The organism is Stagnimonas sp. FW305-C-60 (assembly GCF_058782965.1).
On sequence record NZ_JBYSYF010000005.1, the window covers coordinates 122,438 to 146,400 of the forward strand.

The following is a 23,963-nucleotide window of genomic DNA, read 5'->3' on the forward strand; positions in this document are numbered from 1 at the left end:
AGCAGCCCTGGAGACCCCCGTGGAACTGAGCCTCGCCCAGCGCGTCGGCCGCATCAAGCCGTCCCCCACCCTTGCCGTCACCGCCAAGGCGGCCGAGCTGAAAGCACAGGGCAAGGATGTGCTTTCCCTAGGTGCCGGCGAACCCGATTTTGACACCCCTGCCCATATCAAGGCGGCGGCGCAGAAGGCGATCGAGGCAGGCTTCACCAAGTACACCGCGGTGGGCGGCACGCCCAGCCTGAAGAAGGCCATCATCGACAAGATGAAGCGCGACAACGGCCTGGACTACAAGCCCAACCAGGTGCTGGTGTCCTGCGGCGGCAAACAGAGCTGCTACAACCTCTGCATGGCGTATCTGAACGCCACCGACGAGGTGATCATCCCGGCGCCCTACTGGGTGAGCTACCCGGACATGGTGCTGCTCGCCGACGCCACCCCGGTGATCCTGGAAACCCACGCCTCCACCCGCTTCAAGATCACTCCGGCCCAGCTGGAGCGCGCGATCACCCCGCGCACCCGCATGATCTTCCTGAACAGCCCCTCTAACCCCAGCGGCATGGCCTACACCAAGGCCGAGCTGGTGGCGCTGGGTGAAGTGCTGCGCCGGCACCCGCAGGTGCTGATCGCCAGCGACGATATGTACGAGAAGATCCTCTGGACCGACGAGCCCTACAGCAACATCGTCAACGCCTGCCCGGACCTCTACGACCGCACCGTGGTGATCCACGCGGTGAGCAAGACCTATTCGATGACCGGCTGGCGCATCGGCTGGGCCTGCGGCCCGGCCAAGCTGATCACCGCGATGACCGACATCCAGAGCCAGTCCACCAGCAACCCCAACTCCATCGCCCAGGTGGCGGCGGAAGCGGCGCTGGCCGGCGACCAGTCCTGCGTCGAGGAGATGCGCCTGGTGTTCAAGGCCCGTCACGACAAGCTGGTGGCCGACCTCAACAGCATCCCCGGCGTGAGCTGCCTGCCCGGCGACGGCACCTTCTACGTGTTCCCCAACGTCGAAGGCCTGATGGCCAGGCTCGGCTGCGCCACCGATCTGGAACTGTCTGACAAGCTGCTCAACGAAGCCCTGGTTGCGCTGGTTCCCGGCTCCGCCTTTGGCGCGCCGGGCCATGTGCGGCTGTCCTTTGCCACCAGCGACAAGGTGCTGACGGGCAGCGTCGCGCGGATCAAGGCGCTGGCCGGCTAGAGCCGGGTTTTATGGCTTGCAGCCGTGTGGGGCGCTCACTACAATGCGCGCCCTTACCGAGTCATTCCGTGATAGCTCAGTCGGTAGAGCAAGTGACTGTTAATCACTGGGTCCCAGGTTCGAGTCCTGGTCACGGAGCCATATTGCAGACCTCAGCCGCGGCTGGGGTCTTTTTGTTTTCGGCGCTGCCATGAGCGCGCTTGAGCTGCCGGCGCTGCGCGCCGACCGCCAGCTGGCGGCTTGGCCGCCGGAGCTGGTTTCGCCGGTGCAGCCACGGCCGGTGCCGGAGCCGCAGCTGGTGGCCTACAGCCCGGAAGCAGCTGCCATGCTGGGCCTGGACCCGGCGCTGCCGGAGCAGGCCGACTTCATCGCGACCCTGGCCGGCAACCAGGCCTGGCCCGGTGCCGAGCCGGCCGCTACGGCCTATGCCGGTCACCAGTTCGGGGTCTGGGCCGGCCGCCTGGGCGATGGCCGGGCGATGCTGCTGGGGGAGCTGGCCAGCGCGGATGGTGCGCGCTACGAGATACAGCTGAAAGGCGCCGGCCCCACGCCCTACTCGCGCCATGCCGACGGCCGCGCGGTGCTGCGCTCCAGCCTGCGCGAGTTTCTGGCCTCGGAAGCCATGCACGGGCTGGGCATCCCCACCACCCGTGCGCTGGCGGTGGTCGCCAGCCCCTTGCCGGTGCGCCGCGAAACCCTGGAGCCGGCGGCGATCCTCACCCGCCTGGCGCCCAGCCATCTGCGCTTCGGGCACTTCGAATGGTGCCGCTCGCAGGAGCGCGAGGACTGGCTGCGCCTGCTCGCCGACGCCGCCATCGCCCACCATCACCCCGAGCTGGCCGAGCAACCCGAGCGCTATCGCCTATGGCTGACCGAAGTGGTGCAGCGCACCGCCCGGCTGATGGCGCGCTGGCAGTGCGTGGGCTTCTGCCACGGGGTGATGAATACCGACAATTTTTCGATTCTGGGGCTGACCCTGGACTACGGCCCCTTCGGATTCATCGACGCCTTCGACGCCGGGCACATCTGCAATCACTCCGACGAGGGCGGCCGTTACGCCTACCAGCAGCAGCCCAGCATCGGCCAGTGGAACTGCGCGCAGCTGCTCAACGCCTGCCTGCCGCTGCTCTCTGAACGCAGCGAGACGGCGGTGGAGATCGCCACCGGCATCCTCGACCACTACGGCCCCGCCTACGCCGAGGCCGCCGTTGCCGGCTGGCGCGCCAAGCTGGGGCTGGTCGAGGCGCGCGAGGGCGATCCGGAGCTCATCAACCGCTATCTGAGCCTGTTGCACCGCAGCCGCGCCGATTTCAGTCTGAGCTTCCGCCGGCTAGCTGCGCTGGACAGCCAGGCCGAGACTCCCGACCCCGGCCGCGATCACCTCGCCGATCCCACCGGCTACGACGCCTGGGTGATCGGCTACCGGCAGAGATTGCGCGCCGAGAACTCGGATGACGCCGCGCGGGCGTTGCGAATGAATGCGGTGAACCCGCTGTACCTGTTGCGCAACCATCTGGCGCAGACCGCGATCGAGCGCGCCGAGGCGGGCGACTACGGCTATACCGAACGGCTGCGCAGGGTGCTGACCCGGCCCTACACCGAGCAAACGGGAGCGGAGGACCTGGCGGCCGAGCCGCCAGCGGAGCTCCGGCAGATCGCGGTCAGCTGTTCATCCTGAGCTGCCGGCGGCCGGCGGCGGGAGGCCCTGCGGGCTAGACCCGCAGCCGGACCGCAGCGGCCGCAGCGGCGGCGGTCGGCAGCTCCGCCTCGGGCTCCTGCAACTGGCTCCAGTTGATCACCCCGCGGCCGCGTTCCTTGCCGCCGTAGAGCTGCTGGTCGGCGGCCGATAGGGCGTCCTGCAGGCTCACCCGGGGATTCGGCCAGCAGCGCACACCGCCACCGGTCACACTCAGGCGCTCCACCTGCGCCGACAGGCCCTGGCGCAGGTCCAGCTGCTGACGCAGCGCCAGCTCCAGTTGCTCGATCCACTGCGGGTCGGCGTCGTACCAGAGCGCCACGAACTCGTCGCCGCCAAAGCGGCTGGCGACGTCCATCGGCCGGCGGGTGAGGCCGCGCAGCGCTTCCGCCACCTCGCGTAGGCAGTCGTCGCCGGTGAGATGGCCGTGCTGATCGTTGATGCGCTTGAGGAAATCGAGGTCGAGAATCAGCAGCGACACCGACTTGTGCTCGCGGGCGGCCAGGGACCAGGCCATCTGCGCGCGGTGCCCGAAGGCACGGCGGTTGCGCAGTCCGGTAAGCGCGTCGTACTCGGCGAGCTGGCGCAATTCCAGGCGCATCAGAAACTGCCGGCGGTCCTGGTATTCGGCCAGATAGCGCCCCACCACGCCGACGGCGTTGCCCAGCAACAGGTAGAAGGCCTCGTAGACCAGCCTCTGCTCCGACGCCCCACCCTGCAAGGCCAGCGGCAGGAAGAACGCCACCCAAACCAGGGCACCGCAAAATACCGCCTGCGCCCATAGCAGGCCGGACAGGAAATACAGGTAAGCGGTCACCACCAGCAGCGCCTGCATCGGATAGTCGGGCACCTGCTGGCGTCCGTACCAGATGGTCCAGGCCACCGACAGTCCCAGAACCAGCGCGGAAACGAAGGCCGCGCGCTGCTGCTGGATCGAGCCCTGCTCCTGGTAGGTGGTAAGCAAGGGCACCAGCAGGGCCGGCACCGAGACCAGGCACAGCACCTGATACACCAGTGGCGGCGACAGCCGCAGGCTCAGGTAGTCGATGACGATGAAGGCGAGGATGGCGGCAATGCCCAGCACCTGGGCGGCACGCAGGCCGCTGGCATTGAGCTGCACGAAGCTGCGTTGGTAGTCGTGCTCGAGGTCATCGACGAAGCGCAGCAGCACGAAACCACGCGCGCGCTGCTCGGCGTAGCGCCCGGCCGGCACCTGAAACTCGTCGACAACGACCGACGGCTGTCTCCAGATTCGCGAGAACCACGACCCCATAAACCCCCCTTTCACATCCTTGCAGCCGGCCTCCGCACTCTTGTTGGCTTGGATGGCTGACAACGTCCCTTGCCTCCCTTGTACCTTGCCCATCAGGGCCGGGCAAGGCTTGAAGACCGACTATGCGACAACCGGCGTCCCAGTTCTGAGACCGGAGTCAGACTGGCTGTAGGCCTTTTGGATGAAGAGTCGGGGCGGCCCGATTCGTATACTGCGCACCCTCGAGGAGACGCCCAGAAATGCACGCCAAAGTAGAACCGCAGCCCGAGGCGGCTGCCAGCACCACGCCACTGCGCTTTGTCACCGCCGCCAGCCTGTTCGACGGCCACGACGCCGCCATCAACGTGATGCGCCGGCTGATCCAGGCCAAGGGTGCCGAGGTGATCCACCTGGGCCATAACCGCAGCGTCGAGGACATCGTCCGCGCCGCCCTGCAGGAAGACGCCGACGGCATCGCGCTCTCCAGCTACCAGGGCGGCCACAACGAGTTCTTCAAGTACATGGTGGACATGCTGGCCGAGCGCGGCGCCAGCCATATCCGCGTCTACGGCGGCGGCGGCGGCACCATCACCCCGGAGGAGATCGCGGTGCTGCACAGCCAGGGCGTGGAGCGCATCTACCACCCCAACGATGGCGCCAAGCTGGGCCTCACCGGCATGATCGACGACCTGATCGAGCGTGCCCATCAGCAGCGCCTCGAAACCCGGGTGCCGGGCAAGATCAGCGTCGACGACGAGATCAGCGTCGGCCAGATGCTCTCCACCATCGAGGAAGGCCTGCTTGGCGAAGCTGAGCTGGCCAAGCTGCGCAAAACTTGGGAGCTGGCCGGCAAGGGCACGCCGGTCATCGGCTTCACCGGCACCGGCGGCGCCGGCAAGTCCAGCGTGGTGGACGAGCTGCTGCTGCGCTTTCTGGAAGCCTTCCCGACCATGCGCATCGCCGTGCTGGCGGTCGACCCCACCCGCCGCCGCAGCGGCGGTGCCTTGCTGGGCGACCGCATCCGCATGAACTCGCTGCGTAATAAACGAGTCTTCATGCGCTCGATGGCGACCCGCCGCCAGCACGCGGCGACCAACACCGTGCTCAAGGACTGCGTGGGCTTCCTGCGCGGCCAGGGCTATGACCTGGTGATCGTCGAGACTGCCGGCATCGGCCAGTCCGACTCCGAGATCGTCGATCTGGTGGACTTTCCGGTCTATGTGATGACCAGCGAGTACGGCGCCGCCAGCCAGCTCGAAAAGATCGACATGATCGATTACGCCGAGCTGGTGATCATCAACAAGTACGACAAGCGCGGTGCCGAAGACGCGCTGCGCGATGTGCGCAAGCAGTGGAAGCGCAACCGCGTCGCCTTCCAGCTGCGCGATGAGGAGGTGCCGGTTTACCCGACCATCGCCAGCCAGTTCAACGATCCGGGCGTGACCTGGATGTTTGCCAACCTCTGCCGCCTGCTGCGCGCCAAGCTGCACCTGCCGGAGGCGAAGTGGACACCGGAGCTGGACACCAGCCTGAAGGAACCGCGCGCCACGGTACTGATCCCCGGCAACCGCACCCGCTACTTGGCCGAAATCGCCGAGCAGGGCCGGCAGATCAACCAGGCCGCCGAATCGCAGGACGAAGCCGCCAACAAGGCGCAGTCGATGTGGGAGGCCCTGAGCGAACTGGCCGACCCCAAGCTGCCGAAGCCGCTCGACCTCTACGCGCAAGAGGATCTCGTAGGGTGGGCTTCAGCCCACGCGCCTGAAGACGGTGGGCTGAAGCCCACCCTACAGTCCGCCCAGCCCGACCGCTCCCTGCTCACCCTGCGACAGCGCTACCAGAGCGCGCTGCAACAACTCAGCAAGGACTCCATCGAGCTGCTGCGCGAATGGCCGGAGCGGCTCAAGGGCGTCACCGATACGCACTACACCTACGAAGTGCGCGGCAAGGCGGTAAAGGGCGAGAACTATGTCGAGTCGCTCTCGCACTCGAAGATTCCCAAGGTCGCCGCGCCGCATTTCGAGAGCTGGGGCGAGCTGTTGCGCTTCCTCTTGAAGGAAAACCTGCCGGGCGGCTATCCCTACACCGCCGGCATCTATCCCTACCGCCGCGTCGGCGAAGACCCGATCCGCATGTTCGCCGGCGAAGGCACGCCGGAGCGCACCAACCGCCGCTTCCACTACCTCTCGCAGTCCGGTTCGGCGACCCGCCTCTCCACCGCCTTCGACTCGGTGACGCTCTACGGCGAAGACCCGGAAACCCGCCCCGACATCTACGGCAAGATCGGCAACTCGGGCGTGAGCATCGCCACCCTCGACGACATGAAGAAGCTCTATTCGGGCTTCGACCTCTGCGCGCCGAGCACCTCGGTGTCGATGACCATCAACGGTCCGGCGCCGATGATTCTGGCGATGTTCATGAACTGCGCCATCGACCAGCAGGTGGAGAAGTACCTCAAGGCCGACGCCGCCCGCTGGGCCGAAGCCGAGAAGAAGATCGCCGCGCTGTTCCAGGGCAAGACCCGCCCGGTCTACTCCGGCGAGCTGCCGCCGACCAATAACGGTCTGGGCCTGGGCCTGCTCGGCGTCACCGGCGACCAGCTCGTGGACGCCGAGACCTATGCCAGGATCAAGGCCGAGACCATGTCGACGGTGCGCGGCACCGTGCAGGCCGACATCCTCAAGGAAGACCAGGCGCAGAACACCTGCATCTTCTCGACCGAATTCGCGCTGCGGATGATGGGCGACATCCAGCAGTCCTTCGTCGAACGCAAGGTCCGCAACTTCTACTCGGTGTCGATCTCGGGCTATCACATCGCCGAAGCCGGGGCGAACCCGATCAGCCAGCTCGCCTTCACGCTGGCCAACGGCTTCACCTTTGTCGAGTACTACCTCGCGCGCGGCATGCGGATCGACGACTTCGCGCCCAACCTGAGCTTCTTCTTCAGCAACGGCATGGACCCGGAGTACAGCGTCATCGGCCGCGTCGCCCGCCGCATCTGGGCGCGCGCCATGAAGGAGCGCTACGGCGGCTCGGCGCGCAGCCAGATGATGAAGTACCACATCCAGACTTCCGGCCGTTCGCTGCACGCGCAGGAGATCCAGTTCAACGACATCCGCACCACGTTGCAGGCGCTCTACGCGCTGTTCGACAACTGCAACTCGCTGCACACCAATGCGTTTGATGAGGCGATCACCACGCCCACCGAGGACTCGGTGCGTCGCGCGGTGGCGATCCAGCTCATCATCAACCGCGAGCTGGGCCTCAACTTCTGCGAAAACCCCTGGCAGGGCAGCTTCATCATCGACCAGCTCACCGATCTGGTCGAAGAGGCCGTCTACAAGGAGTTCGAGGCGATCAGCGAGCGCGGCGGCGTGCTCGGTGCGATGGACACCATGTACCAGCGCGGCAAGATCCAGGAAGAGTCGCTGTACTACGAGCACAAGAAGTACGACGGCTCGTTGCCCCTGATCGGCGTCAACACCTTCCTGCCCAAGGACCACGGTGGCGAGATCGCCACCACCATCGAGCTGATCCGCTCGACCGAGGAGGAGAAGGCGCAGCAGATCAACAACGTCGCCAGCTACCGCGCCAACCGCAACGGCATCGCGCCGGACAGCCTCAAGCAGCTGCAGAAGACCGCCCGCGAGCGCCGGAACATCTTCGAGTCGCTGCTGGAGGCGGTGAAGACCAACAGCCTCGGCCAGATCAGCCACGCGCTCTACGAGGTGGGCGGCGAGTACCGGCGCAATATGTAGGGCGCAGGCAGGAGCAAGACCAGCCCGTGAGTGCGAGTGCGATGCCGACCGGGCGGTGGCTGCATTGAGCGCGCAGCTCGGGCTCGATCTCGGCGGTGCGCCGGAACCACAGAGCGTCTTCTTCGCGCTTTGGCCAGACCTGGCGACCCGCGAGCGACTGAGCGCGCTGGCGCAGCAATTGCGGACCACGCTGCCGTCCGCTGGACGCTGGGTGAGCCCGGTCCGCTACCACGCCACCCTGCACCACTACGCCCTGGCACCGGAGGCGTTGGCGACCTTCGAGTTGGCGGCCCGGCGCGCCGTTGCCAGACTGCCGCTGCGGCCCTTCATCTGGAGCCCGGACCGCATCGACAGCTTCCACGGCCGCGGCCAGCACCCCTGCATCCTGCGCGGCGCCACGGACCCGCCGGAACTGCGCGCCCTGTGGGAGAGCCTGCGCGAGGCGCTGATTCTCGAAGGCCTGGGCAAGCAACTCGGCCGCCAGGCTTTCACTCCGCACATCACCCTCGCCTATCTGCCACGGCCACTCGCGGAGCCGAGGCCGGTCGAGCCCTTGAACTGGAGCGTCGACCGTCTGGCGCTGTTGCACAGCGTTCCCGGTCGGCCGGACTACGAATGCCTGGCGGAGTGGCGGTTCGACTAGCTGAGCTGCGTCAGCCGGTTGCTGCCGTGGTCGCAGCGGAACACCGCGCCCAGTGACTCTTCATCCGTGGGCTGGCTCACCAGCGGCACAAACCAGAATTCCGCCTGCACCCGCTCGGCGTCGATATCGAGCACGGTGTAGCCGTTGAGGGAGTTGTTGTAGTACTTGAGGTGCGGATTGGTCAGTCGCAGCAACTGCTCGACATTGTCCGGCAGCCGCTGCAACTGGGCGCTCAGCGAATCGCCGACCACGCCGTCGCCACGCGTGCTGGTGGAGGTGACCACGAACTCCACCGCCTTCGAGCCCTCGCCGGTCAGTGGGTTGTAGGCGAGCGGGTTGTTCGGGTCGTCGCTCACATCGAAGGCGTAGGCCTCGTGCGCGTCGCCGGTGAGGATCACGACATTGCCGGCCTCGGCGATGGCGGCCAGCACCCGGTCGCGGGCCGGCTCGTAGCCGTCCCATTTGTCATTGCTGAGAAACAGGCTGAGACCGCTGGCACGAGGAAAGCCCAGCAGCTTCAGCGGTGAGAAGTAGACCTGGTTGCCGAGCAGCTTCCAGCGCGCCGTGCTCGCGCCCAGGGCGCCGACCAGCCATTGCTCCTGCTCGGCGCCAAGGAGATGGCGCGACTCGTCGGCGAAATCGCCGCTCTGGGTGAACACCGGCACCGTCTCGCCGAACAGGGTGTTGGGCGCCGCCGGTTGGTCGCGGCCGACCTGGCGGGCGTCGATCATCAACAGGTCGACCAGATCACCAAACACGAAGCGGCGGTAGATGCGCGCCAGGTCGGTGCGGTCCGGCGTGCGGATCGGCATCCACTCGTGGGCCGCCTGGAAAGCCGCGGCGCGGCGGGCGAAGAAATCACCCTGCGTCGTCGGGTCGTGCGCATCGGCGCCGCCCTTCCAGGCATTGTTCGCGAGTTCGTGATCGTCCCAGACCCAGATCATCGGATGCTGGCGGTGCAGTTCCTGAAGATCGGCATCGCCGCGCAGCGTGGCGTAACGCAGGCGGTAGTCGGCCAGACTGACGATCTCGTAGGGCGGCACCTGGGGCCGCACGTCCTCCAGGCGGCCGTTCTCGTAGATGTAGTCGCCCAGGTGCAGCACCGCCTGCAAGTCCTCGCGTTCGGCCACCCGCCGGTAGGCATTGAACAGGCCGCGCGCGTAGTCGCCGCAGGTCACCACCCCCAGTCGCAGGCCCTCAACCGGCCCTTGGGGCGCAGTACGGGTGCGGCCCAAGGGCGAGCGCTGCGCGCCGCTTCGAAACCGGTAGTAATAGGTCTGCCCCGGCGACAAGCCCCGCAGGTCCAGCTTCAGCGTGTAGTCGCTGCTGGCGCTGGCCAGGCCGGTTCCGCGCTGCACCACCTGGCTCAGCTCCGGATCCAGGGCCAGCAACCAATCCACTGGCAGCTCCTGTGCCGTCGGATCGTCCGGCGTCAGACGCGTCCAGAGGATCACCGCATCACTCAGAGGGTCGCCGCTGGCCACCCCGTGCAGGAACTGGCCGCCGGAGGTGGGCACCTCGGCGGGCGGCGAGTCGCTCTCGCCACAGGCCGACAGCAGCGGCGCCAGACTGGCGGCGGCAGCGGCCTTGAGGAGGTCGCGGCGGGAGACGGGCGGCATGGCGACGGCGGGTGGATCAGAGAGCTACGCAGTCTCGTCGTTGCAGATGGCAGCTCCGTGACGGAGCGCCCGAACCGATCAGCTACACGCGTGGAGTCGGGCACGCCCTTGAGCCGGCGACGGAAACGCTTGTAGCCCCGCCAGTACTACACCGGCGCACCCAGCTCCCGCACGAGCCACCCGAACCGATTCCGGGTGTGCAGCGGCCGACCTCGGAAGGACACGAACATACCGCTGCCCTCGCGCGGATCCTGGTCCGGCATGTGGTACACGCCGTAGCACGCAGCAAAAACGCGCCCCCCTTCAGCGACAGCGCATTCACCGCACCCCCTCCACGGTGTCCGTGGCCGCATTACCGGATGAATCGGCCCCTGAAGGGAGATACGACGTCCACCATTGGGCCTTTATTGCGTTGACGCTTGTGCGGCATTCGATGCGGCTTGGGAGCCGTATCACACGAACAATCAAAGGGAAATTCACTGATGAAATGCTTACTCCGAGGCTGCCTCGCCATTGCAGCCATGCTGTGTGTCCAGCAATCCGCCAACGCGCTGCCCGACCGACCAACACTGCCGCCTACCGCAGTGGCCTCGCGACTGAACTCCACCGTTCTGGCGGCACCTGGCCAGACCATAGAGCTCGACTTGCCCGGCAGCGCCCCGACTTCGCTGTCTGACGCCCGCCGCGAGACATTCGCTAACGGCCTGGTCGGCACGGTGGCACGTACAACGAGCGGTAACGTCCGCTTCTACGCCATGGTCAGCGGCGACCGCATTCTGAGCGCCGACGCCTACCGTGGCGGACAACACTACCAACTGGTCAGCCATCAGGGCCGCAGTTACTGGGTGCCTGCCAGTGGATCGACGAGCCGTGGCGACGCCTTGCGCACGCCGACTGCGCCCGGCGCCATCGAGGCACCGGCTCGGGGCGAGGCTGGGGTCGACGGCAACTACGAGGTCAGCGTGCTGGTCCTGTACACGCCGCAGTATGAGCAGCGGATCGCCCCAAGCATGGTCGATGAGGAAGCCCAGCGCCTGGTCTTCCTCGCCAGCGCCTACATGGAAACCAGCGCCGTCCCCGTGCGTTACTCGCTTGCCGGAACAGCGGTCTTCACCGACACCCACGAGGACAGCGGCTTCTACGACAATCTCGCCGCTCTCGCCGCCAGCAAGAGCGCCGCCAATCTCCGTGATCGCTACGCCGCTGACCTCGTGGTGCTGATGCGTTCTCAGGACGGCAACGCCGATCTCTGCGGGCTAAGCTCCGGATTCAACAACTTCCAGCGCAGCGACCCGCCCACCGACATCGACACCGCGCGCGATGCCTTCAATGTCGTCGGTATCGCGCCCGATGCCAGCGGCGGCAGCGCCTGCTTCGACGACACCTTCGCGCACGAACTGGGGCACTCCCTGGGAGGCGGGCATGATTATGTCGGCTCCACCGGATTCGCCTACTGGAAGCCCTATTCCCATGCGGCGCCCTGCTTGGACGCGAATGGGGTGCGCTATTTCTCGATGATGTGGTCCCTCGGAGTCGGACCCGGCGGCGGGCGCAGTGAACTGATCACGAATCCGCGCCGGTCTCTGGACGGAGTCCCTTGCGGCATCGTGGGGCTGGAAGGCGTGGAAGCTAGTCAGGCCGACAACGCACGCGCCATGGCCGAGGCAGCCCCTTACGTCGCCGCCTACCGTAGCAAGTCCGGCACCGGCGCGGCCATGGGAGGCGATGCAGCGAACAGCGGCTCCGGCGGCGCGTGGACCATCTGCAGCTCACTGCTGCTCGGCTTGGTCGCGTGGCGGCGGGGTCGGCGGGATCGGCGGGGCTGAGTCCAGTCGATGGCGGCCTTATCATGCAGCCCCGTATCGCCGCCGCCAGCCACCATGACCCGCTTCCGCTACGACATCGAGACCGAAGGCCTGGAGGAAGAGAACCTCGGCCCCAGCAAGACCTCGGTGAAGATCGAGATGCTCGACCTGCAGGAGCTGGGTCTGGCCCTGCTGGAACTGCCGGCCGACCGCTTTGCCCGCATCGAGATGGACGAGCGCCTGCGCGAGGCCTTTCAGGAACTGCAGCGCATCACCAATCTGAGCGCGCGCAAGCGCCAGGCCTCGTTCATCGGCAAGCTGCTGCGCGATGAAGACAGCGTCGCCTTCCGCAAGCTGCTCAGCGACTATCAGCACGGCAAGGAACAAGCCGCGCGCGGCTTTCCGGAAATCGCCCGCTGGCGCGACCGCTTGCTGAGCGACGACGGCGCGATCACCGAGTGGTTCAGCCGCTATCCCACCGGCGACACGCGCACCCTGCGCGCCCTGGTGCGCAATGCCCGCAAGGAAGAGGCCGCCGCCCTGGCCGAGGCCGAGCTCAGCGGCAAGCCGGCCAGCAAGGGCCGCTACTACAAGGAACTGTTCCAGCACCTGCGCGCGGTGGTGGACGCGGCGGCGCTGCCGCCGGACTGAAGCGCTCAGCCGCGCGCGAGGAGCAGGCCCAGGGACAGCAGCAGGAAGATCAGTTCGCCTAGCGCCAGGCCCAGCACCATCGGCACGCGTATCCGGTAACGCCACAGGCTGTAGGCGCGAAAGGGGACGATGCCACCGTAGAGCATCACGCCCAGCCACAGCCCCAGGTGGTGCAGCTCCGGATGCCATGCGAGCGCGGCGAAGATCGTCGCCAGCCCCAGTTCCAGCCCGCCATATATGCTCAGAAACTCACCGCGCCCTGCCGCCGAGAGCTGCGCATAGCCCAGCGCTTGCGAGGTTTGTCCCGACCGCGCCGCGCACCAAAGGCCGAAGCCGAGATAGGTCGCGGCATTGCCCCAGAGGTAGGCCGCCGCCAGCCAACTCATGCCGCCGAGCCGCGCAGACCCTGAACCAGCCGAAGCAAAGCCAGCGCCAAGGCCCCCGCCAGTACGCCTACCAGCGCGTTCAGCAGGGTCGGCAGCACCGGCGCCAGCCAGCCCGGCGCCGGCAGCGCTTCCAGGACGTGATGCAGCCAGGGCAGACCGTGCACGAGGATGCCGCCGCCGACCAGAAACATCGCCGCGGTGCCGAGCACCGAGAGCAGCTTCATCAGCCAGGGCGCCAGCCGCAGCAGGCCGCGCCCCAGGGCCTGCGCGAACGCATTGGCGCGGCGGCTGAGGTGCAGGCCGGCGTCATCCAACTTGACGATGCCGGCGACCAGGCCGTACACGCCCACGGTCATGATCGCGGCGATGCCGGCCAGCACCGCCAGTTGCTGCCAGAAGCCGGCGCCGGCCACCGTGCCCAACGAGATCACCACGATCTCGGCGGAGAGGATGAAGTCGGTCCGCACCGCACCCTTGATCTTGTCGCGCTCGTAGGCGACCAGATCCACCGCCGGATCGGCCACCGCCTGCACCAGTTCCTGGTGGTGCTGAGCCTCCTCGGCACGGCTGTGCAGAAACTTGTGCGCCAGCTTTTCAAAACCCTCGTAGCAGAGAAAGGCGCCGCCCAGCATCAGCAGCGGGGTGATCAGCCAGGGCAGCAGCGCGCTGATCGCCAGCGCCGCCGGCACCAGAATCAGCTTGTTCAGCGCCGAGCCCTTGGCTACCGCCCAGACCACCGGCAACTCGCGGTCGGCGCTGACACCGGCCACTTGCTGGGCATTGAGCGCGAGATCGTCGCCCAGCACTCCGGCGGTCTTCTTGGTGGCGAGCTTGGTCATCGCCGCCACGTCGTCGAGGACGCTGGCGATGTCGTCTAGCAGGAGCAACAGGCTGGAGGCCATAGTCGTATCCGGAAAGCGAGCTACAACCTCAAGGCAGCACTTCGAAACGCAGCCCGGCGTGCAGTTGCAGGCGCTCGATCAGCGCGTCGCCCAGTGCCGTGGCCGGAGTCCAGAAGCCGCCGGCGAGCGCCGACTTGGGACGATCCAGCGCCAGGCAGGCGGCGGCCTCGCCGAGCATTTTGCCGGTGGAGCCGTAGCCGGGATCGCGGTCGCCGGTCACTTTCACCTTCAGGGTCTGGCCGGCGGCGGTGCGGCCGTAGAAGCGGAAGTCGTAGCCGCCCTTCTCCTGCTGTTCCGGCGTCGGGCCCTCGCCCGGCTTGGGCACCACATAGCTTTCCAGCAGCCAGCGGCTGGGCGGCAGAGCGGCGGCGGCGACGAAGCCGCCCAGCCCCAGCGCGACGCCGGTGGCGGTCAGGCGGCCCTTGAAGCCGGGGCCGGTCATCATCGCCTCGTCGTACTGGAAGCTCTGGCCGTAGGCATCACCCTTGAGCGCGTTGGAGCGCTGCACCACGCGGGTATTGATGCCCGCCATCACGAAGGGCGCGAGCCAGCTACCGGCTTCGTCGTCGTACTGCGCGAACATCACCTCCGGCTGGCGCGGCTTGCCGGCACCGCCACCGGGCACGATGGAATACGGGTCGGCCATGATCTTGCGCAGTGCCGGATCCTCGCCGATCTCCCGCATCACGTTCATCAGACTGGCGACGGTGCCGCCGGAGAAGCCGCCGCGCAGCTTGCGGATGCGCAGCTTCACCCGCGTGCAGGGCGCACCAAAGCGGCGCTGCGCCTCGGCTTGCAGGTAGTGCACGCCGAGATCGGAGGGGATGGAGTCGAAGCCGCAGCAGTGGACGATGCGCGCGCCACTCTTGCGGGCGGCGGGCTCGTAGGCCTCGATCATGCGGCGTATCCACTGCACCTCGCCGGTGAGGTCGCAGTAGTCGGTGCCGGTTTCGGCACAGACCTTCACCAGCGGCGAGCCGTAGAGCGCGTAAGGGCCGACGGTGGAAACCACCACTCGGGTGCTGTCGCACATCGCCTTTAGCGCCACCTCGTCACTGGCCTCGGCGAGCAGGATCGGCAACTCCGCCGCGCCCTCACCCAGGCTGCTGCGCAGCGCCTGGAGCTTGGCGCTGGAGCGGCCGGCGATGGCCCATTGCACCGCGCCACCGACGCCGTGCCGACCGTAGAGATAGCGGCTCAGAATCTGGCCGACGAAGCTGGTGGCGCCGTAGACCACGAAGTGAAAGCGGGGGCTGCTCATAGGGGACTCGCTCAATTGCGGAATGCGGAATGCGGAATGCGGAATGCGGAATGCGGAATGCGGAATGCCGGCAAGCATAGCGGCGGCCGGTGCCGACGCGGGGCTCAGCCGGCCTGGCTCTGCCGCCACACGGCCGGCGTGCACCCGGTCCAGCGCCGGAAGGCCCGCTGAAAGGCGCTCTGCTCGGAAAATCCGCAGGCCTGGGCGATCTCGGCCAGGTCGGCCTGGCCGTGCCGCAGCCACCAGCAGGCGGCGTCACGGCGCACCTCGTCCTGCAAGGCGCGCAGGTTAAGGTTCTGCGCCTGCAGGCGCTCGCGCAAGCCGCGCGCGCTCAGGCCCACGGCATCTGCCAGCGCCGCCGCCTCCGGTAGCTCGCCCGGCAGCGCGGCAAAGCTGGCGGCCCGCAGGCGCAGTTCCAGCCGCCAGCTCAACGGCCCCTCGGCCAGGCGGCGCCGGGCCTCGGCGAGCACCCAGTCGGCGGCGGAGGGGTCGGCCAGCTTCAGCTCGCGGCGCAGCCACTCGGCTGGGAAGTGCAGCGCGGTCTCGGTCTGGTCGAACAGCGGTTCGCAGCCGAGCAGCTCGCGGTAAGCCGGCAGCGGCGCCCGCGCCGCGTGCGCGAAGCCCAGACGCAGCTCGCCAGCCGGCACTCCGGCCAGCGCCGGCGCCAGCAACACCCAGCCGGCCAGGGCCAGCTCCATCACTGCCGGTGGGATCGGGTACAGCGGCAGCCAGCGCAGGCTGGCCGAGGTGCCGTTGACGCTCAGCTCGATGCGGCTACCGTCCCAGACCAGGGGCTCCAGTTCGATCAGCCGTGCCAGGCCGGTGCCCAGGTCGGTGCTGGCCAAGAGGCTCAGCCCCAGCCAGGGATAGGCCTTGAGGCTCAGTTGCCGCGCCTGCCGCAGCGCCAGCAGCGGGTCGGCCTGCGCCGCCAGCGCCTGATCCAGCAGCGCATAGGCCTGGTACAGCGGCACCCGATAGTGCTCGTCCGCGCGGAGACGAGCAGCATCGATGCCGGCATCGGCCAGCAGCGACGGCGGCGGATCGGCCGGCAACAGCTCCCGCAGGTAGCGGGCGCTGATACCCGCCGGAGCGCACATCAGGGCCGGGAGCGGCGGGAGCAATGACTCGACTGCCATGCGTCGGGGGTGGCTGCGATCAAGATTGGGGAGCGGGCTAGCGCTATGGTCAACGGCGAGGAGTCATCACCACAAGAGCCATCGCCATGATCGGGATCCCCCTAGGCCTCATCACCGCCAACGCCGTCGAATGGGGCATGCACAAGTACGTGCTGCACGAGGCCGGGCGCAACAAGAACAGCTTCTGGGCCTTCCACTTCCACGAGCATCATCGGGTAGTGCGCCAGAACGCCTTTCACGACCCCAACTACCGGCGCTTTGCGCTGGGCTGGCATGCGCAGGGCAAGGAAGCCTGGTCGCTGATCGCCGCCGCCGTCGCGGTGGCGCCGCTGTTCCCGATTGCGCCCTTCTACGTCGCCACGCTCTGGTACTGCGCCGGCAACTACTACCACCTGCACAAGAAGGCGCACGACAACCCCGAGTGGGCGCGCGAGCACCTGCCCTGGCACTACGACCACCACCTGGGCCGCAACGCCGACGCAAATTGGTGCGTCACCAAACCCTGGTTCGACTACGTGATGGGCACCCGCGAGTTCATGCCGGACGCGCCGCGGGAGAGCAATGTGCTGGGCCTGCAATACCTGCCCGGCTGGTTGGCGCGGCGGCTACCGGACCCGATGAAGTACGGACGAGTCGTTGGGAAGCGGACCGCGAAAGCCTGAGCCGTAGGGTGGGCTTCAGCCCACGTACCACTTTTTCGCGTGGCCTACGTGGGCACGCTTCGCTTTGCCCACCCTACGCTTGCTTCAGCCCACGTACCATTTGTTCGCGCGGTCTAGGTGGGCACGCTTCGCTTCGCCTAGAGGCGCCTACTTCTGGTGCCCACCCTACGCTTGCTACCGAGGGCCCGCGCGACTGTCCATACGCGAGCCCATCGGCCAGATCAGCCCGGCAACACCTGGCCGCCCGGCCCTTCCAGCGTCACCGACAGCGCGATCAGCCCAATCGCCAGCCAATAGGTCGAGAGGATCAACGGCTGCGCGCCGCGATAGGCGCCGTTGAACTGGCGCACCGCCAGAGCGGAGTCGGAAATCATGAAGATGAAGGCGCCGAGCATCGCCAGTTCGGTGCCGAGATTGGGGTTGGCCTGCCAGCGGGCGCTGGCGGCCAGCACCATGCCCATCAGGGCCAGACCGTAGACCAGCACCGGGCCTTTCAGCGAGCCGGTCTTGGGCAGCAGCCAGGCGAAGAAGCCCAGGCCGTAGACGACGCCAGCCCAGCACCAGACCGGCACGCCGTAGCTGCTCAGGCCCTCGGCATAGGCCCACACGAACAGGAAGTGCGCGATCAAAAAGCTGCCCAGGCCGCCGAGAAACCAGGCGTTGCCGGCGAACATCAGGCAGATGTCGCCGAGCATCGACAGCACCAGGCCGATGGCGACCGCCGTGCGGTAGTCGCCCTCCGGTCCGCACAGCGCCATGCCGAGGATCAGCAGGGTGGTCAGCGGCTTGAGCACATAGAAAGCCTTGTGGCGCTGGGCGCCGGCGCTCTCGGCAGTGATGGCGAGCAGAGCGGAGACAGCGGCGGCGATGGTGAGTGCGGTGAGCATGGGCGAGGAGTCTTGTTAGAGGAATTTGGGGATGCCCAGCTTCAGACCCTTGCCAGGCAGGGCCATGAGCGTGGAGGTGCCGTGCGCGATCAGCTCGCCGGCTTCGTCGTAGACGCTGGCCTCGGTGTAGCTGATCTGCCGGCCGGGGCGCAGGCAGTGGCCCTCGGCGCGCAGCTTGCCGCGGCTCACCGCCTTCAGGTAGTTGAGCTTGAGATCGACGTTGACCAGCCCGGCGTCCTCCGGCAGGCGCAGGAAGCCGGCCCAGAAGGTGGCGGTGTCGATGAGTGTGGCCAGCACGCCGCCGTGGATGATCCCGAACGGCTGTAGATGCCGCTCGGCCAGCTCCAGCTCGATGCGGCAGCTGTCGAAATCCATCGCCGCCAGACGCATGCCGATCAGGCTCGGGTAGGGCGCGGTGCGCACGCTCTCCTGCACGGCGGCGATGTAGGCCGGGTTCGGGTTCAGCGCCGGCAGCTCACTGGGCTTGGTCATGGTGACCTCGGGAATAGAGTTCGGGAGGCAGCGGCTGGCCGGTCATCCGCAGCGCCAGGGCCTCGGCGACGCGGATGCCGTCGATGCCGGCGGAAAGAATGCCACCGGCGTAACCGGCGCCCTCGCCGGCCGGGTAGAGGCCACGGGTGTTGAGGCTCTGGTAGTCCGGGCCACGGGTGATGCGCAGCGGCGCCGAGGTGCGGGTTTCCACACCGGTGAGCACCGCATCGGCCATCGAGAAGCCGCGAATCTGCTTCTCGAACGCCGGCAGCGCCTCGCGGATCGCGGCGATGGCGTAGTCCGGCAGCGAGGGCGCAAGATCGGTCCAGGTCACGCCCGGCTTGTAGCTGGGCTCGACGCTGCCCGGCCCGGTGGACGGCGTGGCGGCGAGGAAATCCCCTACCCGCTGCGCCGGCGCCCGGTAGCTGCTGCCGCCCAGCAGGTAAGCGCCGGATTCAAGCTGCTCCTGCAAGGCGATGCCGGCCAGCGGGCCGGCGGCGACGCCGCCCGGATAGTCCGCCGGGGTAATGCCAACCACGATTCCGGCATTGGCATTGCGCTCGTTGCGCGAGTACTGGCTCATGCCATTGGTGACGACGCGCTGCGGCTCGGAGGTGGCCGCCACCACGGTGCCGCCCGGACACATGCAGAAGCTGTACACCGCTCGGCCGTTGCTGGCGTGATGCACCAGCTTGTAGTCGGCCGCACCCAGCAGCGGATGCCCGGCGTAGGGGCCGAGCCGCGCGCGGTCAATCAGGCTTTGCGGGTGCTCGATGCGAAAGCCGATGGAGAAGGGCTTGGCCTCCAGGTAGACGCCGCGCCGGTGCAGCAGGCGGAAGGTGTCACGGGCACTGTGGCCCACCGCCAGCACGACGTGCTCGGCCTCGATCTGCTGACCGTCGGCGAGCATCAGGCCACGCAACTGACCGTCCTCGATCAGCAGATCGGTGACGTGCTGCTGAAAGCGGATCTCGCCGCCCAAGGCGATGATCTCGGCACGCATCTTCATCACCATGCTGGCGAGGCGGAAGGTGCCGATGTGCGGCTTGTTGACGTAGAGGATTTCCTCCGGCGCGCCGGCCTTCACGAACTCGCTCAGCACCTTGCGGCCGAGGTAGCGCGGGTCTTTGACCTGGCTGTAGAGCTTGCCGTCGCTGAAGGTGCCCGCCCCGCCCTCGCCGAACTGCACGTTGGATTCCGGGTTGAGGATGCTCTTGCGCCACAGGCCCCAGGTGTCCTTGGTGCGCTCGCGGATGCCCTTGCCGCGCTCCAGCACGATGGGCCTGAAGCCGGCCTGCGCCAGGATCAGCGCCGCGAAGATGCCGCAGGGGCCAAAGCCGATCACCACCGGCCGCTGACTGAAGCCGGCGGGCGCGTGAGCGACCGGGTGATAGCCGGTATCCGGCGAGGGGCCGATGTGACGGTCGCCGGCATGGCGCGCCAGCAGCGCCGCCTCGTCGGCCACCGTGCAGTCGAGGATGTAGACGAAGCTGAGCTGGCTGTTTTTTTGGCGCGCGTCGTAGCTGCGCTTGTAGACGCTGAACTCCAGCGCCTCGGAGGGCCGCAAGCCCAGCCGCAGGCGGATGGCGGCTTCCAGGGCTTCGGGCGGGTGTTCGAGCGGCAGGCTCAGTTCGGTGATTCGCAACATTCGCTGGGAAGGCCGGTGATGATCCGGCAGAGGCGGGCGGACGCGCATTTTCCATCATTCGGCCCGGCTCGTCCGATAAGACGGCGATGCGCCGGGTACGCCTGCTTAGCCTGCGCGGACCCGATGCAGGAGGAGCACCGCATGGAACGGCAACGGAATCGCCTGCTGGCCCTGATCGTCCGCGACGGACTGCTGCTGGCCTTGAGCCTGCTGCTCTGGCACTGGACCCTGGAAGCCGGCCCGGCGCAGTCGGCCGGCGGCTACGCCCTGCACCTGGGCAGCGCGCTGATGACCGCGCTCTGCGGTTACCTGCTGCACGAATGGGGGCATCTGATCGGCGCCCTGCTGGTGCGCGCGAACGTGGTGCTGCCGCGGATGTTCGAGTCGCCCTTCCTGTTCCGCTTCGACCTGCACCGCAACAGCCGCCGGCAGTTCACCGGGATGGCCCTGGGCGGTTTCGTCTCCAGCCTGCTGTTCGTGGGCTTGCTGCCGCTGGTACTGCCACTGGGCCTGCTCGCCAGCCAGGTGGCGCTGGGCCTCACCGCGCTGGGCCTGCTCGCCACCCTGGTGATCGAAGTGCCGGAATTCTGGGGCGTGGTGGTCAAGGGCGGGCCGCTGCCCAGCGGCGCGGCGTTTGTCACCACCGCGAGCGGCCGGGTGGAGCGCCCTGCCCCGCGCTGAGCGAGAGGGCTGGCACGAATGTAGCCTCCCAGCGCGCTCAGGCGCTCATACTGCGCGCCGCCCGCAATGCCGCCTCCTTCGATGTCCGAACACGTTCCCGAACCTCGCCCTCTGCTACCGGCCCTGAACGAGGAACCGGAAGCCATCGTCCCCGAGCCCCACAGCCTGCTCGACGACGTCCAGGGCTTCCTGATGGGCGGCATGCTCAGCGCCATGGGCGTGGTGCTGCTCAGCGCCTGCGGGCTGATGACCGGCGGCACCGCCGGGCTGGCGTTTTTCCTGCACTACCTGACCGGCTGGGGTATCGGCCTGGTGTTCTTCCTCATCAACCTGCCGTTCTTCCTGCTGGCGATACGCCGCATGGGCTGGCTGTTCACCTTCAAGTCTTTCCTGTCGGTGAGCCTGCTCAGCCTGCTGGTGGATCTCATGCCGCGCTACCTGAGCTTCGCCCACGTGAATACCGCCTTCGGCGCGGTGGCCGGCGGCATGCTGCTGGGCATGGGCGTGCTCGCCTTCGTGCGCCACGGCTCCAGCCTGGGCGGCATCAACATCCTGGCGGTCTATCTCCAGAAGAGCCGTGGCCTGCGCGCCGGCCATATCCAGATCGCGGTGGATGCCGGGCTCACCATCGGCGCGCTGTTCGTGCTGGAGCCCCGGCAAGTCCTCTACTCCGGGCTCGGTGCGTTGGTGCTGGGAGCGGTACTGGCCTTCAACCACAAACCCGGGCGCTACATGGGCGTCTGAGGGACTTGGGCGAGAGCCAGCCGCGCTGACGCGGCGCCCCGTCCCGGGGGGCCGCCCACACCGGGGCTCGTCCGCCATGCGCCATCGCTGCAAGCTGCTGCTCGCCGTCCTGCTGCTCGGCCTCGCTCCCTGGGCCCGCGCCGCCATCCCCTTGCTGGAGATGCCGGCGGTGGACATCGCCGCCACGCTCGCCGCCGACGCCCGCAAGGCCGGCCCGCAGCCCTACCGCTTCGCGCTGCCGATGCCGCTCACCGCGGCGATCAGCCCCGACAGCGCTGGCGAATGGCAGACCCTGGCCGACGGCAGTGCCAACTGGCGGCTGCGCATCCGCTCGGCGGGCGCGACCTCGCTCAACTTCGGCTTCACCCGCTACCACCTGCCGGCGGGTGCGACGCTGTACCTGCAGACCGCCGATGGCCGCGAGCGGCGCGGGCCCTATACCGACAGCCACAACAAGCTCGGCCAGCTCTGGACGCCGGTGCTGCGCGCCGAGGAGGCGCTGATCGAACTGCATCTGCCGGCGGGCAGCCGGCCGCAACTGAGCCTGCTGCTGGGCGTGGTCAACCACGGTTTCAGGGGCTTCGGCGCCAAGGACGGGGTCAGCGCCAAGTCCGGCAGTTGCAACGTCGACGTGGTCTGCTCCGACGGCGACGGCTGGGGCAACGAGATCCGCAGTGTGGCGCGCTACACCATCGCCGGCGCCCTGCTCTGCACCGGGCAAATGGTCAACAACACGGCGCAGGACTTCACGCCCTACTTTCTCACCGCCAATCACTGCGTCAGCACCGCCGCCGAGGCGCCAACCACGGTGTTCTACTGGAACTACCAGACCAGCCGTTGTGGCGGCGCACCCGACGGCAGTCTGGAACAGACCCAGAGCGGCGCGCTGTACATGGCGGGCTCGGCGGGCATGACCGTGGCCGGCCCGGACTTCAGCCTGCTGCGCCTGCTCGCGGCGCCGGACCCCAGCTACAAGGTCTACTACTCGGGCTGGGACCGGCGCGACCTGGCGCCCGTGGGCGTGGTCGGCATCCACCACCCGAATGGCGACGAGAAGCGCATCAGCAAGGACTTTGACCAGACCTACATCGCCGCCTATGGCGAACTGCCGGACTCGACACTCTCCGGCCTGCAGCCCACGCATCTGATGATCCAGAGCTGGGATCGCGGCGTCACCGAGGGCGGCTCCTCCGGTTCCGGCATCTGGAACTTCCAGCACCGTCTGGTCGGCCAGCTCTCCGGCGGTAGTTCGTCCTGCGACGCGCCCAAGGAGCCCGACTGGTACGGACGCATGTACCAGAACTTCAGCTACCTCAACACGCCGCTGACCAGCCTGAGCTTCTGGCTGGACCCGACCAGCAGCGGCGTCGAGACCCTGGACGGCGCCGATCCCAACAGCCCCACCGGCGGCGGAGGTGGTGGCAGCAGCGGCGGCAACAGTGCCGGTGAAAGCGGCGATGGTGGTGGCGGCTCGCCCGGTCTGGGCCTGCTCGCCGGCCTGCTGCTGGCCTCGCTGCGGCGCGGGGCGAAGCCGGCGCGCTGAAGCCGGCGCAACCGCGTCTCGGGCTGGGCCGGTTTATGCTGCCGGCTCCGCAATAACGAGAACCTGGCCATGCCCAACTGGCTGAGGCGGCTGCTGCAAACCCTGATCCTGCTGTCGGCCATCGGTGGCCCGGCCTACTACCTTCTGGTGGTGCACAGCCCGGTGGCGAGGAGCGAGTTCCCGCTCGACCTCGCCCAGGTGCGGGCGCTGGCCGACTCGCTGCCGGGCGAGAAGCCCGGCGAGATCCGCTACGAGCGGGTCATGGACTTCAAGTTCGCCGAGGCGATGGTGATGGCCGGCGAGCCCTGGAAGGCGACGCCCATCCCGGTCTACTCCTACCAGTTGGTCTACCCGGACCGCACGCTGATCGTCGATACCGCGATGAACCAGGCCATCGCCAAGCCGGAGTTCCTGGTGCCGATGTACGACCCTGGCGCCTACCAGCGGATGAGCCAGGGGCTGGCGGCGGCCTCGCTGATCGTGCTCACCCACGAGCACATGGACCACATCGGCGGACTCGCGGCGCAGCCCAATCTCGCCGCCCTGCTGCCGGCGCTGCGGCTCACCGAGGAGCAGCTCGCCAACCCCAAGGGCATGGCCCCGGCGGAGCTGCCGGCGGCGCTGATGCAGGGCTATCAGCCGCTACGCTACCAGGGCCTGTATGCGCTGGCGCCCGGCGTGGTGCTGATCCAGTCGCCCGGCCACACGCCCGGCAGCCAGATGGTCTATGTGCGTCTGGCCGACGGCCGCGAGCTGCTGTTCCTCGGCGATGTGAGCTGGCAGATGCGCAATCTCGAACGGGTGCGCGAGCGGCCGCTGTTCATGACCCTGATGATCGGTGAGCAGCGCGACGCGGTGCTCGCCGAGTTCAAGACCCTCAACCGGCTGATGCAGACCGAGCCCGGCCTCAACCTGCTGCCCGGCCACGATGGCGCGGTGGTCGAGCGCCTGCGCGCCGCCGGCCTGCTGACGCCCGGCTTCAAGCTCTGAGGCGGC

Annotated in this window: 20 protein-coding genes and 1 tRNA gene; 12 read left to right on the forward strand and 9 right to left on the reverse strand. The window is 67.9% G+C overall.

Annotated features, from left to right (window positions below):
* Positions 1-19: 19 nt before the first annotated feature.
* The 3 genes from AC3WT6_RS14470 to AC3WT6_RS14480 all read left to right on the forward strand — a co-directional run bounded on the left by AC3WT6_RS14470 (position 20) and on the right by AC3WT6_RS14480 (position 2,879).
* The gene (locus AC3WT6_RS14470) at positions 20-1,201 is read left to right on the forward strand and encodes a pyridoxal phosphate-dependent aminotransferase (protein ID WP_492654306.1); all 1,182 of its coding nucleotides are present in this window, start codon (positions 20-22) and stop codon (positions 1,199-1,201) included.
* A gap of 65 nt (positions 1,202-1,266) precedes the next feature.
* A tRNA-Asn gene (locus tag AC3WT6_RS14475) sits at positions 1,267-1,342 on the forward strand.
* A gap of 49 nt (positions 1,343-1,391) precedes the next feature.
* Complete coding sequence (locus AC3WT6_RS14480) at positions 1,392-2,879, forward strand: protein adenylyltransferase SelO (protein WP_492654307.1); 1,488 nt, start codon at positions 1,392-1,394, stop codon at positions 2,877-2,879.
* A gap of 34 nt (positions 2,880-2,913) precedes the next feature.
* Here AC3WT6_RS14480 and AC3WT6_RS14485 read toward each other — a convergent pair whose 3' ends face one another.
* A complete protein-coding gene (locus AC3WT6_RS14485; RefSeq protein WP_492654308.1) occupies positions 2,914-4,110 on the reverse strand; it encodes a GGDEF domain-containing protein in 1,197 nt (398 codons plus the stop codon).
* Positions 4,111-4,409: 299 nt separating this feature from the next.
* Between AC3WT6_RS14485 and AC3WT6_RS14490 the strand changes: the two genes are divergently transcribed.
* Positions 4,410-7,907 carry a methylmalonyl-CoA mutase family protein gene (locus AC3WT6_RS14490; RefSeq protein ID WP_492654309.1) on the forward strand — a complete coding sequence of 1,166 codons (3,498 nt, stop codon included), beginning with the start codon at positions 4,410-4,412 and terminating at the stop codon, positions 7,905-7,907.
* A 64-nt stretch (positions 7,908-7,971) separates the two neighbouring features.
* Positions 7,972-8,550 (forward strand): 2'-5' RNA ligase family protein, encoded by a 579-nt coding sequence (locus tag AC3WT6_RS14495; RefSeq protein ID WP_492654310.1) that lies wholly within the window; start codon positions 7,972-7,974, stop codon positions 8,548-8,550.
* Here AC3WT6_RS14495 and AC3WT6_RS14500 read toward each other — a convergent pair.
* Positions 8,547-10,169 (reverse strand): alkaline phosphatase D family protein, encoded by a 1,623-nt coding sequence (locus AC3WT6_RS14500; RefSeq protein ID WP_492654311.1) that lies wholly within the window; start codon positions 10,167-10,169, stop codon positions 8,547-8,549. The genes AC3WT6_RS14495 and AC3WT6_RS14500 overlap by 4 nt on opposite strands.
* A 482-nt stretch (positions 10,170-10,651) precedes the next feature.
* On the opposite strand from AC3WT6_RS14500, the gene AC3WT6_RS14505 reads away from it, so the two are divergent.
* Together AC3WT6_RS14505 and yjgA are read left to right on the forward strand one after the other, a co-directional pair.
* Entirely contained in the window at positions 10,652-11,995 is a 1,344-nt protein-coding gene (locus AC3WT6_RS14505) for a M12 family metallo-peptidase (protein WP_492654312.1), read from the forward strand.
* A gap of 54 nt (positions 11,996-12,049) precedes the next feature.
* Positions 12,050-12,625, forward strand: a complete 576-nt coding sequence (gene yjgA, locus AC3WT6_RS14510; protein ID WP_492654313.1) for a ribosome biogenesis factor YjgA — start codon at positions 12,050-12,052, stop codon at positions 12,623-12,625.
* 5 nt (positions 12,626-12,630) lie between these two features.
* On the opposite strand, the gene AC3WT6_RS14515 is transcribed toward yjgA, so the two are convergent.
* From AC3WT6_RS14515 to AC3WT6_RS14530, 4 genes are all read right to left on the reverse strand, one after another.
* Positions 12,631-13,011, reverse strand: coding sequence for a DUF4345 domain-containing protein (locus tag AC3WT6_RS14515; protein WP_492654314.1), 381 nt, complete (start codon positions 13,009-13,011; stop codon positions 12,631-12,633).
* Entirely contained in the window at positions 13,008-13,913 is a 906-nt protein-coding gene (locus AC3WT6_RS14520) for a DUF808 domain-containing protein (protein ID WP_492654315.1), read from the reverse strand. The genes AC3WT6_RS14515 and AC3WT6_RS14520 overlap by 4 nt, the downstream gene beginning before the upstream one ends.
* Positions 13,914-13,941: 28 nt before the next feature.
* Positions 13,942-15,174 carry a saccharopine dehydrogenase family protein gene (locus AC3WT6_RS14525; protein WP_492654316.1) on the reverse strand — a complete coding sequence of 411 codons (1,233 nt, stop codon included), beginning with the start codon at positions 15,172-15,174 and terminating at the stop codon, positions 13,942-13,944.
* 104 nt (positions 15,175-15,278) lie between these two features.
* Positions 15,279-16,295, reverse strand: a complete 1,017-nt coding sequence (locus AC3WT6_RS14530; protein ID WP_492654317.1) for an AraC family transcriptional regulator — start codon at positions 16,293-16,295, stop codon at positions 15,279-15,281.
* A 101-nt stretch (positions 16,296-16,396) separates the two neighbouring features.
* Here AC3WT6_RS14530 and AC3WT6_RS14535 point away from each other — a divergent pair, with 101 nt between their 5' ends.
* The gene (locus AC3WT6_RS14535) at positions 16,397-16,972 is read left to right on the forward strand and encodes a hypothetical protein (RefSeq protein WP_492654318.1); all 576 of its coding nucleotides are present in this window, start codon (positions 16,397-16,399) and stop codon (positions 16,970-16,972) included.
* A 221-nt stretch (positions 16,973-17,193) separates the two neighbouring features.
* Here the strand turns inward: AC3WT6_RS14535 and AC3WT6_RS14540 are convergent, their stop codons facing one another.
* Genes AC3WT6_RS14540 through AC3WT6_RS14550 form a run of 3 tightly spaced genes read right to left on the reverse strand, consistent with a single transcriptional unit; the run spans position 17,194 to position 19,999 of the window.
* A complete protein-coding gene (locus AC3WT6_RS14540; RefSeq protein ID WP_492654319.1) occupies positions 17,194-17,859 on the reverse strand; it encodes a lysoplasmalogenase in 666 nt (221 codons plus the stop codon).
* A gap of 15 nt (positions 17,860-17,874) precedes the next feature.
* The gene (locus AC3WT6_RS14545; protein ID WP_492654320.1) at positions 17,875-18,351 is read right to left on the reverse strand and encodes a PaaI family thioesterase; all 477 of its coding nucleotides are present in this window, start codon (positions 18,349-18,351) and stop codon (positions 17,875-17,877) included.
* Positions 18,335-19,999, reverse strand: a complete 1,665-nt coding sequence (locus AC3WT6_RS14550; protein ID WP_492654321.1) for an NAD(P)/FAD-dependent oxidoreductase — start codon at positions 19,997-19,999, stop codon at positions 18,335-18,337. Before AC3WT6_RS14550 ends, AC3WT6_RS14545 begins: the two co-directional genes overlap by 17 nt.
* Positions 20,000-20,140: 141 nt before the next feature.
* Between AC3WT6_RS14550 and AC3WT6_RS14555 the strand changes: the two genes are divergently transcribed.
* The 4 genes from AC3WT6_RS14555 to AC3WT6_RS14570 all read left to right on the forward strand — a co-directional run bounded on the left by AC3WT6_RS14555 (position 20,141) and on the right by AC3WT6_RS14570 (position 23,957).
* Entirely contained in the window at positions 20,141-20,680 is a 540-nt protein-coding gene (locus tag AC3WT6_RS14555; RefSeq protein WP_492654322.1) for a hypothetical protein, read from the forward strand.
* An 81-nt stretch (positions 20,681-20,761) separates the two neighbouring features.
* Positions 20,762-21,424: a YitT family protein gene (locus tag AC3WT6_RS14560; RefSeq protein WP_492654323.1), complete on the forward strand. Its 663-nt coding sequence runs from the start codon at positions 20,762-20,764 to the stop codon at positions 21,422-21,424.
* A gap of 76 nt (positions 21,425-21,500) precedes the next feature.
* The gene (locus tag AC3WT6_RS14565) at positions 21,501-22,967 is read left to right on the forward strand and encodes a trypsin-like serine peptidase (protein WP_492654324.1); all 1,467 of its coding nucleotides are present in this window, start codon (positions 21,501-21,503) and stop codon (positions 22,965-22,967) included.
* Between the two features lie 69 nt (positions 22,968-23,036).
* Complete coding sequence (locus AC3WT6_RS14570) at positions 23,037-23,957, forward strand: MBL fold metallo-hydrolase (RefSeq protein ID WP_492654325.1); 921 nt, start codon at positions 23,037-23,039, stop codon at positions 23,955-23,957.
* Positions 23,958-23,963 lie beyond the last annotated feature (6 nt).

Coding starts and splice junctions, on each gene's coding strand:
- AC3WT6_RS14515 (WP_492654314.1), bottom strand. CDS start 13,011: ATGAGTTGGCTGGCGGCGGCCTACCTCTGGGGCAATGCCGCGACCTAT.
- AC3WT6_RS14560 (WP_492654323.1), top strand. CDS start 20,762: ATGTCCGAACACGTTCCCGAACCTCGCCCTCTGCTACCGGCCCTGAAC.
- AC3WT6_RS14550 (WP_492654321.1), bottom strand. CDS start 19,999: ATGTTGCGAATCACCGAACTGAGCCTGCCGCTCGAACACCCGCCCGAA.
- AC3WT6_RS14525 (WP_492654316.1), bottom strand. CDS start 15,174: ATGAGCAGCCCCCGCTTTCACTTCGTGGTCTACGGCGCCACCAGCTTC.
- AC3WT6_RS14535 (WP_492654318.1), top strand. CDS start 16,397: ATGATCGGGATCCCCCTAGGCCTCATCACCGCCAACGCCGTCGAATGG.
- AC3WT6_RS14500 (WP_492654311.1), bottom strand. CDS start 10,169: ATGCCGCCCGTCTCCCGCCGCGACCTCCTCAAGGCCGCTGCCGCCGCC.
- yjgA (WP_492654313.1), top strand. CDS start 12,050: ATGACCCGCTTCCGCTACGACATCGAGACCGAAGGCCTGGAGGAAGAG.
- AC3WT6_RS14545 (WP_492654320.1), bottom strand. CDS start 18,351: ATGACCAAGCCCAGTGAGCTGCCGGCGCTGAACCCGAACCCGGCCTAC.
- AC3WT6_RS14490 (WP_492654309.1), top strand. CDS start 4,410: ATGCACGCCAAAGTAGAACCGCAGCCCGAGGCGGCTGCCAGCACCACG.
- AC3WT6_RS14565 (WP_492654324.1), top strand. CDS start 21,501: ATGCGCCATCGCTGCAAGCTGCTGCTCGCCGTCCTGCTGCTCGGCCTC.
- AC3WT6_RS14555 (WP_492654322.1), top strand. CDS start 20,141: ATGGAACGGCAACGGAATCGCCTGCTGGCCCTGATCGTCCGCGACGGA.
- AC3WT6_RS14520 (WP_492654315.1), bottom strand. CDS start 13,913: ATGGCCTCCAGCCTGTTGCTCCTGCTAGACGACATCGCCAGCGTCCTC.
- AC3WT6_RS14505 (WP_492654312.1), top strand. CDS start 10,652: ATGAAATGCTTACTCCGAGGCTGCCTCGCCATTGCAGCCATGCTGTGT.
- AC3WT6_RS14570 (WP_492654325.1), top strand. CDS start 23,037: ATGCCCAACTGGCTGAGGCGGCTGCTGCAAACCCTGATCCTGCTGTCG.
- AC3WT6_RS14540 (WP_492654319.1), bottom strand. CDS start 17,859: ATGCTCACCGCACTCACCATCGCCGCCGCTGTCTCCGCTCTGCTCGCC.
- AC3WT6_RS14480 (WP_492654307.1), top strand. CDS start 1,392: ATGAGCGCGCTTGAGCTGCCGGCGCTGCGCGCCGACCGCCAGCTGGCG.